The organism is Paraburkholderia sp. IMGN_8 (assembly GCF_038050405.1).
Taxonomy (GTDB): domain Bacteria; phylum Pseudomonadota; class Gammaproteobacteria; order Burkholderiales; family Burkholderiaceae; genus Paraburkholderia.
Window position 1 is genome coordinate 698,803 of sequence record NZ_CP150900.1, and the last position, 15,804, is coordinate 714,606.

Genomic DNA, 15,804 nt, shown 5'->3' on the forward strand with positions numbered 1-15,804 from the left:
TGCGTCCAGCTTGAGTGCTGACGCGCCGGCCGCGACCGACCACTAAGATGAACCCAGACAACACACCGGTTTCACCGATTCTGCCCGGCGCATGGCTTGGCATGGTCGGTGGCGGCCAGCTCGGCCGCATGTTCTGCTTTGCCGCCCAGGCGATGGGCTATCGCGTTGCCGTGCTCGACCCGGATGAAAACAGTCCGGCGGGCGCCGTCGCGGACCGCCATCTGCGCGCGGCTTACGACGACGAAGCGTCGTTGACTGAACTCGCGCGGCTGTGCGCGGCGGTGTCGACCGAATTCGAGAACGTGCCGGCCGCGAGCCTCGACTTTCTCGCCAGGTCCACCTTTGTCAGCCCGGCTGGCCGTTGCGTCGCCGTGGCGCAGGACCGGATTGTGGAGAAGCGCTTTATCGCGTCGTCGGGCGTCACGGTGGCGCCGCACGTGGTGATCGAGTCGTCGGATGCGCTTGCCGCGCTCGACGATGCGAAGCTCGAGGCCGTGCTGCCCGGCATCCTCAAAACCGCACGCCTCGGCTACGACGGCAAGGGCCAGATTCGTGTGCGCAACGCCGAGGAAGTGCGCGAAGCGCATGCGTCGCTGGCGGGCGTGCCGTGCGTGCTGGAGAAGCGTTTGCCGCTGAAATTCGAAGTGTCCGCGCTGATTGCGCGCGCGTCGAGCGGTGCGTCGGCGGTTTATCCGCTCGCGCAGAATTCGCATCGCGACGGCGTGCTTTCGCACACCATCGTTCCCGCGCCGGATGCGAGCCCGACGCTGGTTGCCCAGGCGCAGCAAGCCGCACTGCAAATCGCTGGCAAGCTGGGCTATGTCGGTGTGCTGTGCGTCGAGTTCTTCATTCTGGAAGATGGCTCGCTGGTGGCGAATGAAATGGCGCCGCGTCCGCACAATTCCGGCCACTACACCGTCGATGCCTGCGCGACCAGCCAGTTCGAACAGCAGGTGCGCGCGATGACCGGCATGCCGCTCGGCGACACGCGCCAGCATTCCCCGGCGGTGATGCTGAACATCCTCGGCGACGTCTGGTTCCCGGACGGTCCGAAGCGCGCGGCGGTCACGCCGCCGTGGCACGAAGTGGCGGCGATGCCGGCGGCGCGTTTGCATCTGTACGGCAAGGAAGAGGCGCGTTGTGGCCGCAAGATGGGCCATGTGAACTTCACCGCCGCGACGCTCGAGGAAGCCCGCACGTCCGCACGCGATTGCGCGCGGCTCCTGCATATCCTGACGAGCTGACGCGAGCACTATGCCGGATCAAACCAAACCCGCTGATAGCGCCGAGACCGCGGTGCCCGTGAGCGCCGCGCAGATCGAGCACGCGGCGGCGTTGCTGGACGCGGGCGAGCTGGTCGCGTTTCCGACTGAGACCGTCTACGGGCTGGGCGGCGATGCCGAGAGCCCGGATGCCGTCGCCCGCATTTACGCGGCGAAGGGGCGGCCGGCGAACCATCCGGTGATCGTGCATCTGGCGCCGCAGGGCGATCCGAACTACTGGGTCGAGCATTTGCCTGCCGAGGCGCAACGCCTGATCGACGCGTTCTGGCCGGGGCCGTTGACCTTGATTCTGAAGCGCGCCGCGAGGATTCCGGCGGCGGTGAGCGGCGGACAGGACTCGGTGGGGTTGCGGTGCCCATCGCACCCTGTTGCGCAGGCTTTGCTGGATGCGTTCAGCGCGTTGCGCGGTGGACATGGTGGTGTGGCTGCGCCGTCGGCGAACCGCTTTGGTCATGTCAGTCCGACTACTGCGCAACACGTGCGGGATGAGTTTGGCGGGGCGATTCATGTGCTGGACGGCGGCGCCTCTGACGTCGGAATTGAATCGACGATTCTGGATTTATCGCGTGGGTTTCCAGCGTTGCTGCGGCCAGGGCGTGTGACGCCGCAGGACATTGCCGATGTGCTCGGCGAGGCGCCGCGGTTGGCGGATGGGTCGGATGCGACTGCGCCGCGGGCTTCAGGGACGTTGAAAGCGCATTACGCGCCGCGCACGCCGCTTGCGCTGCTGCCGTTCGAGTCGCTGGAGCCCTTGCTGGCGGCGCGCGAGCCGAACGAGCGCGTGGCGCTGGTGGCCCGCGTGTCGCGCGCCGGCCGCTGGGCCGATGCCGACGGCGTGCACTTCGTGGCCGCGCCAGAAGATCCCCATGTGTACGCGCGTGAACTCTACAGTTTGCTGCGTGCACTCGACCGGGCGAACGTGACGCGCATCCTGATCGAGAAGCTGCCCGATACGATCGAATGGATCGCGGTGAACGACCGGCTCGGCCGAGCGGCGGCGGCGTTCGAAGCGCAGGGTTAGGGATTCTCGCCCGACCGGACCTTGAATACGAAGCTCGTCGAGACTGGCGTGCTTTAACGCGTCCCGCTCCGGCGCACCATCAATAAAAAAAGCCCGGCTGAACCCAGCCGGGCCTTTCATCACCACAAAGGTAACGGCAGATCACCCAGATCCGCCGCTTCACTTCATTACTTGCCCAAGCCCGTCGCCGCGATCTGCTGCTCGACGTACTGCGCGAACAAGGCGTTCAAGTGCGTGCTCCCGTGGACCGTGTCCGCGAACATGTAGGTCTGGTCAGCGCCAGCCACCGTGTAGGTCTGCGGTGAGCAGAACAGCGACGAGCCGAACTGGGCGCCGTACTGGGCCGGGGTCAGCCCGTTCGTTGCGCTCGGATGGGCGGTGGCGTACGCGGTTGCGTTGGCCACCATCGACGTCAGGTTACACGCCGTGCCGGTGTTGGACACCGTGAAGCCCAGCGCCTGGAAGTTCGGCAACTGCTGATCCAGCCACGTGAACGCATCGGCCACAACGACCTTGCCCGTACCCACCAGGCCGAGGGCCGTCAGGTTCTGGACCAGGAGGTAGTTATACGCCGCGGTAATCCCCGACAGCAGTGCAGCCGAGCCAGGCGTGACTGCGTTTGCTGCGACGCCGAGCGGCGTATTGCCGATGTCCGGCACCGTCGACACCACTACGTGGGTCGCACCCGAGTTGACGATGGTCTGGACTTGCGCGGCGAGCTGGGTGGCGGCCTGCGCGATCTGGGGGTTGGTCAGCTGCTGCAGGTAGCCGACGATGAACGCTACCTGGCCTGCCTGCGAGTTCGGCAGTTTGCCGGCCTGCACGAGCTGCGGATATTGCGTCTGTAGCGCTGCGCCGAGCGCCGTCAGATTGGCGGTGGTCGAGAACTGGAAGATGTCGTTCGCGCCGCCGTTCACCAGCACGAGCTGGTTCGAGTTGAAGCTCGTATGCGCGCTCAGGTAGTTTGCCACCTGGGTCACCACCGGCACCGTCGTAGCCGCCATGCTGTTCGGTGCCCAACCTATACCTTGGGCGTTGACGACGTCCGAGCCGCCCTGCGCATAACCATAGCCGCCCGCTGCGACCAGCGGCTGGCCGAAGCCGCCGAGGTACGCCGGCGTCAGCGTGCCGCCGTAGTATTCCGCAACCTTCTGCGTCCACACTTCGCCCGGATTGGTCGTGAAGCGGCCGCCGCCGAAGCTCGCCTGGATCACCGGCGCATACGTGCCGGCGTCCGACAAGCTGTCGCCGAACGACACAACCTGCAATTTGACGCCGCCTGCCGGCGTGCTGCTGCTGGAGTTGTTGTTGTCGCCGCCGCCGCAAGCCGCGAGCAGGGCAAACGCAGCGCTGGCCATGGCGACCTGCGTGGCGCGCGTGAAATGATGCTTCCTCGATGCTGTTTGTTTCATGTTGACTACATCTCCTCGTATGTTTTGGCCCTTGTGCCATGTGTTGCAGGCAGCGCCCGCCGCGTCGTCGGCGTGGCGACACCTTGCAGAATCTTCTACGGTCTACGCGATGTTTGAAACGCAGCCGTATTGTTGTTTTCATTCACGCTGGTAGCTCCGCCCGATACACCTGACCCGGCGGCGCGACCCGCGTGATAGTCGGCCGCCCAAGCGGGCGGCGCAAACAGCGCACGCAATTTATTGCGCCAGCCACGCACGCTCGCGAAATCGGCGGCCATCGACACCCATTCGTGAAACGTCGCCTTCAGCGGGTTATACGTGTGGAGCGGCTCGACGATGCCGTACACCGGCGCATCGCTCGGATCTTCCTCGACGTAGCTGCCGAACAGACGATCCCAGATCACCAGCACGCCGGCGTAATTGCGGTCGATATAGCGGTCGTTGCGCGCGTGATGCACACGGTGAATCGACGGCGTATTGAACACGTACTCGAGCCAGCCGAGCTTGCCGATCGCCTGCGTATGCACGAAAAACTGGAAGCCGAGATTGATCAGCACGATCGCGACGATCTGCTTCGGCGGAAAGCCGATCACAGCGAGCGGAATCCAGAACAGCCACATGCCGGCGACCGGATACATCAGGCTCTGGCGGAACGCGGTCGAAAAATTCATCCGCTCCGAAGAGTGATGCACGACATGCGCGGCCCACAGCCAGCGCACCCGGTGGCTGCAACGGTGAAACACGTAATAGAGCAGATCCTGAGCGACGAACAGCACGACGAACGAGACCCAGCTCGCCTGCCACGTATAGACGCGGTAGTGATCGTAGAAAAACGCGTAGACAGGGATGATCGCGAGCCACGCGAACTTGTCGGCGGCTTGCTGCATCAGCGCGAGCGCGGCGTTGCAGAACGTGTCGCGCCAGCTATAGAGTTGCGCGCCCGGGCGCGTGCGCCGCAGGTGCCACGCCTCCCAGCCGATGCATGCGAGAAAGACTGGCGCCATGGCGAGCAGCAGCAATTCGGCATCGAATTGCATGGTGTCTTCCTCCGTCGTCCCTGGCCGCTGCGCTTGCCGCAGCGAACGTTGTCGTTATCGTTTGATGGGGCCGCGCTACGCCGCGTAGGAAGTCCCCCGCCCGAAGGAAGTCCCCTTGGGGAATTGGGAGACCGTAACCGGCGCACCACTCGCGTGTCACGCATTGCGTTTTCCGCGCGCCTCAAACACTGCCCGACAGCGTACACGCTTGGACGCGTTGCCGCGCGTGGCTTCGCTAGAAGGAATCCTCAATGGGCTCCGCGCTTGTGCGGGTTTTTCCTGGGCTTGCTGCGCGGTTCCTCGACGGCGCCGGCAACCTTGGTGAAGCCCTGAGCCGGTCCCTGATACACCCATTCGAGCAATGCGTCGTGCGCGGAGCGCGCCGCTTCCGAATGCGGGTCGTTGATCAGGCTGACCACAACATAGCTGTTGCCATCCGCCGACGCGACATAGCCCGCGATCGCCCGCACGTCGCGCAGCGTGCCGGTTTTGATGTGCGCGTTGCCACCCGCGCCCTGGTTGGTCAGGCGGTTGCGCATGGTGCCGTCGACGCCCGCAATCGGCAGCGACTCGACGAACACCTGCGCCACCGGGCTCGCATTGGCCCGCTGCAGCAGATCGGCAAGCGCGAGCGCGGTAATGTGCTCGTCGCGCGAGAGGCCCGAGCCGTTGTCGAGCATCAGGTATTCGATGTTGATGGCGTCGCGGCGCAGAAATGCTTCGATCGCGCGCGCCGATTTGGCCGACGTGGCGGGCGGCTTTTCTTCCGTCGCGCCGATCGTCAGGTACAGGTTGCGCGCCATCGTGTTGTTGCTGAACTTGTTGATGTCGCGAACGATGTCGGACAGCATCGGCCCCTGGTGGGTAGCAATCAGGCGCGCGCCGGTGGGCACCGGGCCTTCGCGGGTCGCGCCGCTGAAGGTGCCGCCGGTTTGCTGCCACAGCGCGAGGAAGCCGCCCGCGAAGAACGCGGAGTGATCGAGCACGGCAACGTTGATCGTGCGCGGGCCGCAGCGCACCGAGTAGTCGCCGGTGAACGACGCCACCACCTTGCCGTCCGGCTGCGGCGTCACGCTCGGCGAGACGGAGGCCGCGCCGCCGCGGCAAGGGCCGTTGACTGCTTGCAGCTGATTGTCGATCTGCAACTGCGCGAGTGCGGGCAGCACGTCGATGGCGACGCTGCCATCAGTCGACGGCGTCAGCGTGAACGACAGCGACTTGAACGCATACAGCAGTGGATCGGGGCCGACGTTGTACGGCGCGGTGGCATCGTCGTCGAAGGGCGGCAGGTCGCGCGTCGAGGTGTCGAAGTAGCGCTTGTCGAGCACCAGCGCGCCGTCGATGCCGGTGATGCCCGCCTTGTGGATCTTCTGCACGAGATCGATCAGTTCTTCGGGCACGAGCTTCGGATCGCCCGTGCCTTGAATGTACAGATTGCCGTGCAGCACGCCGTTGCCGTCGAGCGTGCCGTCCGTATAGGCGCTCGTGCGCCAGCGATAGTCCGGCCCGAGTATCGACAGGCCGGAGTAGGTGGTGACGAGCTTCATCGTCGAGGCGGGCATCATCGGCTTGCCGGCGTTCAGCGCGACGATCGGCGTGCGGTCGCCGACCTTTTCGATCACCACGCTGATCGACGACAAGGGCACGTGCGCGCGCTGCAAGCCGGCCATCACGGGCTGCGGCAGGACCGTGCTGACGTTGACGCTCGGATGCATTGCCTTGACGCGAGCCTGCGCGGACAGCGGCAGCGCCGTGCCGCAGGCGAGTGCGGCGCAGGCGAACAGCAACGCCGCCGTGCGCGGCGCGAAGCGGCGAGGCATGAGATCGGCAGTGGAAGAGCGGAGCGGGCGCGGCGCTATATGGCGTGCAAGAGAAGTCAGGAAAGCGTGCTTCATGGACGGGCTGGACGGGCGAAAGAGGGACGGGCAAAAAAGCAGGATTTCAGGGCGTAGGGCACGCGGCAATTCAAAGTGCGCTGATGCATCGCGTGACCCGTCCGGGCAGTGGTTTCGTCGCGCGCTCGCGAGCGTGGCATCGATCGATCATGCAAACGCGGCGGCGCATTTACGCATCCCGCATACACAGCGGAGCGAACCACGAATCCGGCCGCGTGACGCAAAGCGCCCATTGTAGAGACATGCCGCTACGCTGCGGTGAAAAAGCGTCGCGCGACGCGCACGTCAGGGCCGGGCGCTAGAATGCGGCATCATCAAACGATTCAGGACCGTACTGCCATGCGCATATTGCTAGTCGAAGACGACCGGATGATCGCCGAGGGTGTGCGCAAGGCGCTGCGCGGCGAAGGCTTCGCGGTCGACTGGGTGGAAGACGGCGAAGCGGCGCTGAGCGCGGTGGCCGGTGAACCTTACGATCTGGTGCTGCTCGACCTCGGCCTGCCCAAGCGCGACGGGCTCGATGTGCTGCGCACGCTGCGCGCGCGTGGCCACGCGCTGCCGGTGCTGATCGTCACCGCGCGCGACGCGGTCGCCGATCGCGTCAAAGGACTCGACGCCGGCGCCGACGATTACCTCGTCAAACCTTTCGATCTCGACGAACTCGGCGCCCGCATGCGCGCGCTGATTCGCCGGCAATCGGGCCGCAGCGATTCGACCATCCGCCACGGCAACCTGACGCTCGATCCCGCGTCGCACCAGGTCACGCTCGACGGCGCGCCGGTCGCATTGTCGGCACGTGAATTCGCGCTGCTCGAAGCGCTGATCGCGCGGCCGGGCGCCGTGCTCTCCAAGAGCCAGCTCGAAGAAAAAATGTACGGCTGGGGCGAGGAAATCGGCAGCAACACCGTCGAGGTCTACATTCACGCGCTGCGCAAGAAACTCGGCGCGGATCTGATTCGCAACGTGCGCGGTCTCGGCTACATGATCGCGAAGGACGCCTGAGCCGATGCGTTCGATTCGCCGTCAATTGTTGTTCTGGCTGCTGGCGCTGGTGTTGCTCGGCGTCGGCATTGCGGGTTGGTTGATTTACCGGCAGGCGCTCGCCGAAGCCAACGAACTGTTCGATTACCAGCTGGAGCAGATCGCCGCGGCGCTGCCGTCGGAACCGTTTTCGCAAGTGCTCGGTTCGCGCGACACCGGCGACGAAGGCATCGTGCTGCAAATCTGGAATCGCAACGGCGTGCTGATGTACTACTCGCGTCCGCGTGCGCCGCTCGCGCCGCGCGCCGAAATCGGTTTTTCGACCGAGCATACCGACCGTGGCGATTGGCGCGTGTATGGCGCGATCGTCGGCGATAACGTCGTGCAACTGGCGCAGCCGGTTTCCGTGCGCAACCGGCTGGCGGCGAATGTCGCGCTGCGTACCTTGTGGCCGTTGATCGTGCTGTTGCCGCTGATGGGCCTCGCGGTGTGGTTGATCGTCGGGCGCGGACTCAGGCCGTTGCGGCGCGTGACCAGTGCGCTCGACGCGCGCCACCCCGAAGCGCTGGACCCGCTGCCCGATCAGGGTTTGCCGCTCGAAGTGCAGCCGCTCGTGCGGGCCTTGAACGGCCTGCTCGAGCGGCTCGCCACGGCGCTCGACATTCAGAAAGCGTTCGTCGCCGATGCCGCGCACGAGCTGCGCACGCCGCTTGCCGCCGTGCAGATTCAATCGCAACTGGTGGCGCGCGCGAAAGACGACACTGCGCGCGGCGAAGCGCTCACCGATCTGCAAGCCGGTGTCACGCGCGCGACGCGTCTTGCCGAACAGTTGCTGGCGCTCGCGCGTTCGGAGCCGGACGGTCTCACCGTCAGCGACACGATCGATCTGCGCGCGCTGCTGCAAGAGTGCGTCGTGGCTTACGCGCCGCTTGCGCAAAATCGCGGCGTCGATCTCGGCATCGAGGCGAGCGAAGCGGCCACGGTGATCGGCGACGCTGAAGCGCTGCGCGTGATGTTCAACAACCTCGTGGACAACGCAACCAAGTACACGCCGCACGGCGGCCGCGTCGACGTCAGTCTGCATGTGGAGGACGGCCACCCGGTGGTGCGGATCGCCGACAGCGGGCCGGGCATCGAGCCGTCCGAGCGCGATCGCGTGTTCAATCGCTTCTATCGCGCCGGCGCCGGCGCGAACCGCGCGCGCACCGACGTGGCGGGCAGCGGCCTCGGCCTCGCGATCGTGCGCCGCATCGCCACCCAGCATCATGCGGCGGTGACGCTCGACGAATCGCCGGCGGGCGGATTGCAGGTCAACGTGCGTTTCTGAACGGGAGGCTTTCTGTTCGTAAAGACGCTTAAATGAGCCTTAAAAACCGGGTTAAAGCGATCTGGCGCTGCTTAAGACTCTTTTAAGCGATCCCACGTACGCTTCGAGACATTCAGAAGCCTCTTTCTCCCAGTCAGGAGTACACGATGAACGCGAAAACCTTGTCCCGCAGCGCGGTTGCCATTGCTGTCGCCGTTGCGCTGTCCGCCGGTTATGTGGCAGGACATCGCGACGTCCCTGCGCCCCAGGTCATCACGCCGGCGCAAGCTGCGATGATGCCCGCCGAAGCCGCCGCGAAAACCGGCATCCCTGATTTCTCCGGGCTGGTCGAAACCTACGGCCCGGCCGTTGTCAACATCAGCGCGAAGCACGTGGTCAAGCAGGCCGCTTTGCGTGGCAATGGCGCCGGCAACGGCGGCGGCAATCAGTTGCCGATCGATCCGAGCGATCCGTTCTACCAGTTCTACAAGCACTTCTTCGGCGGCATGCCGGGCATGCAAGGCGGCGACGGCGGCGATGCGCCGGATCAGCCGAGCGCGAGCCTGGGCTCGGGGTTCATCGTCAGCAATGACGGCTATATCCTCACCAACGCGCACGTGGTGGACGGCGCGAACGTCGTGACCGTGAAGCTGACCGACAAGCGCGAATTCCGCGCCAAGGTGGTCGGCGCGGACAAGCAGTCGGACGTCGCCGTATTGAAGATCGACGCGAGCAACCTGCCGACCGTGAAGATCGGCGACCCGCGTCAAAGCAAGGTCGGCCAGTGGGTCGTCGCGATAGGCTCGCCTTACGGTTTCGACAACACCGTGACCTCGGGCATCATCAGCGCGAAGTCGCGCTCGTTGCCTAACGAAAATTACACGCCGTTCATCCAGACCGACGTGCCGGTCAATCCGGGCAATTCGGGTGGCCCGCTGTTCAATCTGCAAGGCGAAGTGATCGGCATCAACTCGATGATCTACTCGCAGACCGGTGGCTTCCAGGGCCTTTCGTTCGCGATCCCGATCAATGAAGCGATCAAGGTCAAGGACGATATCGTCAAGACAGGCCACGTGAGCCGCGGACGTCTCGGCGTCGCGGTGCAGGGCATGAACCAGACGCTGGCCGATTCGTTCGGGATGCAGAAGCCGCAAGGCGCGCTCGTCAGCTCGGTCGATCCGGGCGGCCCGGCCGCCAAGGCCGGTTTGCAGCCGGGCGACGTGATCCTGTCGGTGAATGGCGAGCCGGTCGGCGATTCGTCGAATCTGCCGTCGCAGGTCGCCGGTCTCGCGCCGGGCAGCTCGGCTACGGTGCAGGTGTGGCGCGACAAGGCCACCAAGGATCTGAAGGTGACCATCGGTTCGCTGTCGGATGCGAAGGTCGCCTCGGACAAGGCCGATCAGCCGACGCAGTTGCAGGGCCGTCTCGGCGTGGCGGTGCGGCCGCTGACGCCGGAAGAGAAGAACGGCGCGTCGGTGTCGCACGGTCTGCTGGTGCAGCAATCGGGCGGCGCGGCTGAAAGCGCCGGCATTCAGCCGGGCGACGTGATTCTGGCGGTCAACGGCCGGCCGGTGACGAGCGTCGATCAGTTGAAGCAGATGATCGCCGGCGCCGGTAACAGCATCGCGTTGCTGATCCAGCGCGACAATGCGCAGATCTTTGTGCCGGTCGACCTGGGCTGATTTCGCCTGATTTTTGGCCTGGGTTTTGGTTTGGGCCCTGGCCGATTCCCCGGTCGCTTCGGCCAAGGTTTCAAGTAATGCTTGCCGGTCTGTTGCACTTACTGCTGACAGACCGGCTTTCTTTTACCACTTCAGGCGCCATTGATCATCGCGCTGAGCCCGGCGCGGCGCGGCGAAGCAGCGGTTCCCGCACGAGGCAACCGGCTTTCTGGCACGCAGGTTGCATCTGCGTCTATCAGGACCCGCCGAGGACACGGGACGGCAAGAACCGTAAAAAGGGAGCGAACCGATGAAAAACCAACGCATTCAGCAAAGGATCGTAGCCGCTGCGGTATGCGCAGCACTCACGCTCGGTCTGGCGGGCAGCGCCTATGCGCAGCAGGCGAGCGAGGTGGCAGGCGGCACGACCACAGACGAAACCAGCGCCGGCAACGCCAACGGCGGCGGCCTGCCGCAAATTCAGCAGCAGGGCGACGTATCGTTCGTGTCGGGCGGCGTCGGTCTCGACGAATCGAAGGCGCTGCAGCAGGCGCAAAGCCACTGGCCGCTGTCGTTGCGCTTTACGGGCCCCGGCTCCGACTTTCTCGCCGACGTCCACGTGCGGGTGGTCGATGCGCACGACGGCGAGGTGCTGAACACCACGTCGCGCGGGCCGTACATGCTGGTCAAGCTGCGCCCGGGCCGCTACACCGTGCACGCGCAATACAAGGATCGCGACCAGACCAGGGCGGTGACGGTCCCGGCCAAGGGCAGCGCCCGGGCCGCGTTCTACTGGAATGTCCAGTAATCGCCCGGTCTTCCTGACTTTTCGTTGGGCGGATCGCCTCGCGACGTGCGGGAAGGCTGCGCAATCGGCGGAGTTTGGCCGATAATGAAGCCACGGGTGCGCCCCGTGGCTTTTCTGTTTGCATGGCAGCCCACCATCACGGAGCCGAGACATGAGCGATGCCTTGACACCTCACGGAAGTCCCGGCCAGGACGCCGGCGCGAGCTCGGGCGCGCACGTTATCGTCATTACCGGCAACCGCCACCGCGTCCGCGTGATTCACGGCGGCGTCACGGTGGCGGACACGCAAGCAGGCTTGACGCTCACCGAAACCGGTCTGCCGGACGTGTTCTATTTCCCGCGCGCCGACGTGAACATGGCGCGGCTCGAACGGTCCACGCATACCTCGTATTGCCCGTTCAAGGGCGATGCTTCGTACTTCCATTTGCGTACCGAAGACGGCCGGATTGAAAACGCCGTGTGGAGCTATGAGACGCCGCTCGAAGCGGTGCAACGGATCAAAGGGTATGTCGCGTTTTACGCATCGCGCGTCGACCGCATCGATCAGACGTCCTGATCCCGCTGTCGCGCGTTCATCGGGGAGGCTGTCATGGAACTGAACGACGCGTTAAGGATTCCGCTCGCGCCGACCGACGTTTGGGACGCGTTGCAGGACCTCGCTTTGTTGCGTGCCAGCCTCGACAACTGCGAGTCGTTCACGCGGCTCGGTCACGGTGAATATGCGCTGACAATGACCGTGCCGCTCGGGCCTTTGCGCGCGCGTTACGAAGCGCGCGCCCATGTCGCCGGGCAGGATTCCGGACCGGCGGACGCGCAGCGCCGCACCATCAACTTCAAAGCCCGCGCCGAAGGCATCGGCTCGCTGCGCGGACAGATCGAAGTAAGGTTGCGCGCGGAAGATGCCGCACACGGCATCGGCAGGGAGCGCGGCACGCGGATCGATTACACGATCTGGGCGACGTCGTCCGGGCCGCTCGCCGAACTGCCCACGCGCCAACTCGAAAACGCGCTGCATCAGCTTGCCGATGATTTTTTCACCGAATTCGGCGCGGTCGTGAGGGCCAAACATGGGCAAGGGCCGAACCGCGCGCGCGGTTCTTCGGCGCGCCGTCAACATGTCTTTTTACGGCCGATCAATCTCAGCGGCATCGCGCGGCGCCCGCGCCCGCACGATCCTGGCAATACGCTGACCGGACGCGCCGCGAGTGCGTCGCACGGCGTCTCGCATGGTGTTTCGCATCGCCAGCCCAGTCCACATGCGGTGCCGAACTGGGCGTGGGCGGCGATGATTTTTCTGGTCGCGCTGCTGTTGTATGTGGCGCGCTGGGTCAGCGAGCACTAACGGCGCGGCTCGACTTGCCGGCGCGTTACTGTCGCGTAGGCGCTACTACGAAATCTCGGTGATTCACTACGAACGGCGTTGGCTGCGCGCAGCGCTGTACGCCCTCATACGCTTTCGCACACCCTCACACGCCGCGAAACTCCCGCCGCCATGCGGAAGGCGAAGTGCGGAACGCCTCCGTGAAATGCTGCCGTAACGAGGCCGTCGAGCCAAAGCCTGCGATTCCCGCAATCGCTTCGACCGACTCGTCGGTGCTTTCCAGCAATTGCTGCGCGCGGGCGAGCCGTTGCGACAGCAGCCACGCGCCGACGGTCGTGCCGGTGGCGAGCCGGAAGCGTCGCGTGAAGGTGCGGCGGCTCATCAATGCGCGCCCGGCGAGCGTGTCGAGTGTGTGTGGCGCGTCCAGATTCGTGCAGACCCAATCGAGCAGGCCTGACAACCGGTCGCCGCGTACGTTCGGCGGCACCGGCTGCTGGATGTATTGCGCCTGGCCACCCTGCCGATGCGGCGATACCACCAGCCGGCGCGCCACATAGTTCGCCGCCTGCGCGCCGCACATCTTGCGCAGCACGTGTAGACAGCAGTCGAGGCCGGCGGCAGTGCCCGCCGACGTCAGCACGTTGCCGTCGTCGACGTAGAGCACGTCGGGGTCGAGGCGCACGCGCGGATAGCGGCGCGCGAAATCGTCGGCCCAAGCCCAGTGAGTGGTCGCCGGCCGGTCGTCGAGGATGCCGGCGGCGGCCAGCACGAATGCGCCCAGACACAGGCCGACCAGCCACGCGCCACGTGCGTGCGCGGCGCGCAGTGCGTCGAGCAGGGCAGCGGGTGGTGCTTCGTCCGGATCGCGCCAGCTCGGCACGATGATCGTCTGTGCGTCGGCGAGCGCTTCGAGTCCGTGCGTGACGGCGATCGAGAAGCCGACGGTGGTGTTCAGCGCGCCCGTCTCAGCGGCGCAGACGCGAAAATCGAAGACCGGCACATCGCCGCCGCTGCGATCCTCGCCGAAGACGACGCAGGGCACCGAAAGATGGAACGGGCTGATGTGGTCGAACGCGACGACCGCGACGATGTGGCGAGGCGCGGCGGCGACCTCGGCTGAGGAAGAGATCGGTGTCGTCATCTGCCGGCCCATGAAATTCAACGATGGCCCGATTCTAGCGAATCTTGTCATTCGGGTCACTGTCGGGAAAGCGGCCACAAGCGAACAATGCAGTCATCGCCGCTGCTTCCGAAGCGCTCATCCCGGGCCACGCAGCGCGAGCCGTATCTGACAGGAGTCTTGCCATGGCCACACCACGCCGCGCGCTGATCGTCATCGATGTGCAGAACGAATACGTGACGGGCGATCTGCCGATCGAATACCCGGATGTGCAAACCTCGCTTGCCAACATCGGCCGCGCGATGGATGCGGCGCGCGCCGCCGGCGTACCTGTAGTGGTCGTGCAAAACTTCGCGCCGGCCACCTCGCCGCTGTTCGCGCGCGGCAGCGCGGGCGCGGAACTGCATCCGGTGGTGGGCTCGCGCGCACACGATCACTATATGGAGAAGTCGCTGCCGAGCGCCTTCACCGAGACCGATCTGGCCGACTGGCTCGCCGCGCAACAGATCGACACGCTGACGGTAGTGGGCTACATGACGCACAACTGTGACGCCTCCACCATCAATCACGCATTGCACTCGGGACTCGCGGTCGAATTCCTGCATGACGCGGCGGGCTCGGTGCCGTACGAAAACAGTGCGGGCTTTGCGAGCGCGCAGGACATTCATCGGGTGTTCAGCGTCGTCTTGCAGTCGCGCTTCGCGGCGGTGGCGAGTACCGAGCAATGGATTGCGGCGGTGAAGGGCGGGGTGCCGCTCGAACGCGGCAACATCTACGCTTCGAACCAGAAAGCGCGTGCGAGCCAGGCTGCGGCTTGAGCCGTGAATCCAGCGGTAACCCTGTAGCGGCATCCATATAACGGGACGCGTAAACGGAAACGGGCGGGTTGCGCGAATGCGCACCCGCCCGCCGTCTGGAATGCGCCCTATCTAATCAGTTGACTGATCGGATTGTCGCGCCGCATGGCCCTTGCGCAGCGCCGGGCTCAGCCGCAACGCATCGATCATCCCTTCGACCATCTGTTCCGCGTGCGTGCCGAAATCGGTTGCATCCGGCAGGAACAGCATGTCGCGCAGCGAACCGCTGACGAACGCATGCACCATCGCCGCCGCCAGCTTCGTATCGAGATCGGCCGGCATTTGCCCTTTGGAGATCGCGTTGCGCAGGCCGCCTTCGATCTTCGCGAGCCCTTCGCGCATGTTGGTCTGATAGCGGACCATTACCGGGCCCATCTCTTCGACGAGCTCGCACTTCAGAAACAGGATGTCGAACACGCGCCGGCGTCGCGGGTCGTTGGCGGTGTCGCGCAGGCAGACAATGCAGATCTCCATCAGGCGCCCGAGCGGATCGGGCTCGTTGGGATCTTGCGTGGCGGCTTTGAGTTCGTCGAGCGGTAGCAGCACGCGGTCGAACATCTCGGTGAACAGGTCGCTTTTATGCGCGAAATGCCAGTAGATCGCACCGCGCGTGACACCGGCCGCCTGCGCGATGTCGGCGAGCGACGTGCGCGATACGCCCTTCTCGAAGAACACCCGTTCGGCTGCGTCGAGAATGCTGTTGCGCGTCTCCTGCGCCTCTTCTTTGGTTCTTCTGACCATATTGGTGTGATTTATCTCGATCGTGGGGTTTTCCCGAGCGTTTTTAAGTACGCCCAATGACAATCCGTCTGCGGTTAAGCATTTTACGAAGCGAACTTGCGGTTCCCCGCCCGTAAGAGATGTAAACTTACTTTTACATGCATTCGTGAATGTATATATAATAGCATCCCACGATCGGATAGCCCAAGCCGGGACGACCGGTTAATATCCGTCACTGTTGCCTTTCAAAACGGTATTGCGCCGTGCCCGGACGGGCGGCTCGTGCGGCATTTCCCCGGTATGGCGCATTTCGCTCAGGATGCCCCTGCACGTTCGGTTTGCACCAGTGGGCTTCCGGTCAAGCGTCGCAAGACGCATGTGT

At 64.9% G+C, this 15,804-nt stretch carries 14 protein-coding genes; 9 read left to right on the plus strand and 5 right to left on the minus strand.

Annotated elements, in window-relative coordinates; translation table 11 throughout:
* Positions 1-47 precede the first annotated feature (47 nt).
* Together WN982_RS03435 and WN982_RS03440 are read left to right on the plus strand one after the other, a co-directional pair.
* The gene (locus WN982_RS03435; protein ID WP_341314395.1) at positions 48-1,244 is read left to right on the plus strand and encodes a 5-(carboxyamino)imidazole ribonucleotide synthase; all 1,197 of its coding nucleotides are present in this window, start codon (positions 48-50) and stop codon (positions 1,242-1,244) included.
* A 10-nt stretch (positions 1,245-1,254) separates the two neighbouring features.
* Positions 1,255-2,304, plus strand: coding sequence for an L-threonylcarbamoyladenylate synthase (locus tag WN982_RS03440; protein ID WP_341314396.1), 1,050 nt, complete (start codon positions 1,255-1,257; stop codon positions 2,302-2,304).
* A 167-nt stretch (positions 2,305-2,471) separates the two neighbouring features.
* Here WN982_RS03440 and WN982_RS03445 read toward each other — a convergent pair whose 3' ends face one another.
* From WN982_RS03445 to dacB, 3 genes are all read right to left on the minus strand, one after another.
* Positions 2,472-3,716, minus strand: coding sequence for an SGNH/GDSL hydrolase family protein (locus WN982_RS03445; protein ID WP_341314397.1), 1,245 nt, complete (start codon positions 3,714-3,716; stop codon positions 2,472-2,474).
* 95 nt (positions 3,717-3,811) lie between these two features.
* Positions 3,812-4,753: a sterol desaturase family protein gene (locus tag WN982_RS03450; RefSeq protein WP_341314398.1), complete on the minus strand. Its 942-nt coding sequence runs from the start codon at positions 4,751-4,753 to the stop codon at positions 3,812-3,814.
* Positions 4,754-5,001: 248 nt separating this feature from the next.
* The gene (gene dacB, locus WN982_RS03455) at positions 5,002-6,648 is read right to left on the minus strand and encodes a D-alanyl-D-alanine carboxypeptidase/D-alanyl-D-alanine-endopeptidase (RefSeq protein WP_341314399.1); all 1,647 of its coding nucleotides are present in this window, start codon (positions 6,646-6,648) and stop codon (positions 5,002-5,004) included.
* Positions 6,649-6,987: 339 nt separating this feature from the next.
* Here dacB and WN982_RS03460 point away from each other — a divergent pair, with 339 nt between their 5' ends.
* From WN982_RS03460 to WN982_RS03485, 6 genes are all read left to right on the plus strand, one after another.
* Complete coding sequence (locus tag WN982_RS03460) at positions 6,988-7,650, plus strand: response regulator (protein ID WP_341314400.1); 663 nt, start codon at positions 6,988-6,990, stop codon at positions 7,648-7,650.
* Positions 7,651-7,654: 4 nt separating this feature from the next.
* Complete coding sequence (locus WN982_RS03465) at positions 7,655-8,956, plus strand: ATP-binding protein (protein ID WP_341314401.1); 1,302 nt, start codon at positions 7,655-7,657, stop codon at positions 8,954-8,956.
* 146 nt (positions 8,957-9,102) lie between these two features.
* Positions 9,103-10,617: a DegQ family serine endoprotease gene (locus WN982_RS03470; RefSeq protein WP_341314402.1), complete on the plus strand. Its 1,515-nt coding sequence runs from the start codon at positions 9,103-9,105 to the stop codon at positions 10,615-10,617.
* A gap of 289 nt (positions 10,618-10,906) precedes the next feature.
* Entirely contained in the window at positions 10,907-11,404 is a 498-nt protein-coding gene (locus WN982_RS03475; RefSeq protein ID WP_341314403.1) for a carboxypeptidase regulatory-like domain-containing protein, read from the plus strand.
* Positions 11,405-11,555: 151 nt separating this feature from the next.
* The gene (locus WN982_RS03480; protein WP_341314404.1) at positions 11,556-11,960 is read left to right on the plus strand and encodes a DUF427 domain-containing protein; all 405 of its coding nucleotides are present in this window, start codon (positions 11,556-11,558) and stop codon (positions 11,958-11,960) included.
* Positions 11,961-11,993: 33 nt separating this feature from the next.
* The gene (locus WN982_RS03485; protein ID WP_341314405.1) at positions 11,994-12,746 is read left to right on the plus strand and encodes an SRPBCC domain-containing protein; all 753 of its coding nucleotides are present in this window, start codon (positions 11,994-11,996) and stop codon (positions 12,744-12,746) included.
* Positions 12,747-12,870: 124 nt separating this feature from the next.
* Here WN982_RS03485 and WN982_RS03490 read toward each other — a convergent pair whose 3' ends face one another.
* On the minus strand, positions 12,871-13,866 hold the full coding sequence (locus tag WN982_RS03490; protein WP_341314406.1) for a helix-turn-helix domain-containing protein: 996 nt from the start codon (positions 13,864-13,866) through the stop codon (positions 12,871-12,873).
* 164 nt (positions 13,867-14,030) lie between these two features.
* Here WN982_RS03490 and WN982_RS03495 point away from each other — a divergent pair, with 164 nt between their 5' ends.
* Positions 14,031-14,663: a cysteine hydrolase family protein gene (locus tag WN982_RS03495; RefSeq protein WP_341314407.1), complete on the plus strand. Its 633-nt coding sequence runs from the start codon at positions 14,031-14,033 to the stop codon at positions 14,661-14,663.
* 111 nt (positions 14,664-14,774) lie between these two features.
* Here the strand turns inward: WN982_RS03495 and WN982_RS03500 are convergent, their stop codons facing one another.
* Positions 14,775-15,443 (minus strand): TetR family transcriptional regulator, encoded by a 669-nt coding sequence (locus WN982_RS03500; RefSeq protein WP_341314408.1) that lies wholly within the window; start codon positions 15,441-15,443, stop codon positions 14,775-14,777.
* Between the last annotated feature and the right edge of the window lie 361 nt (positions 15,444-15,804).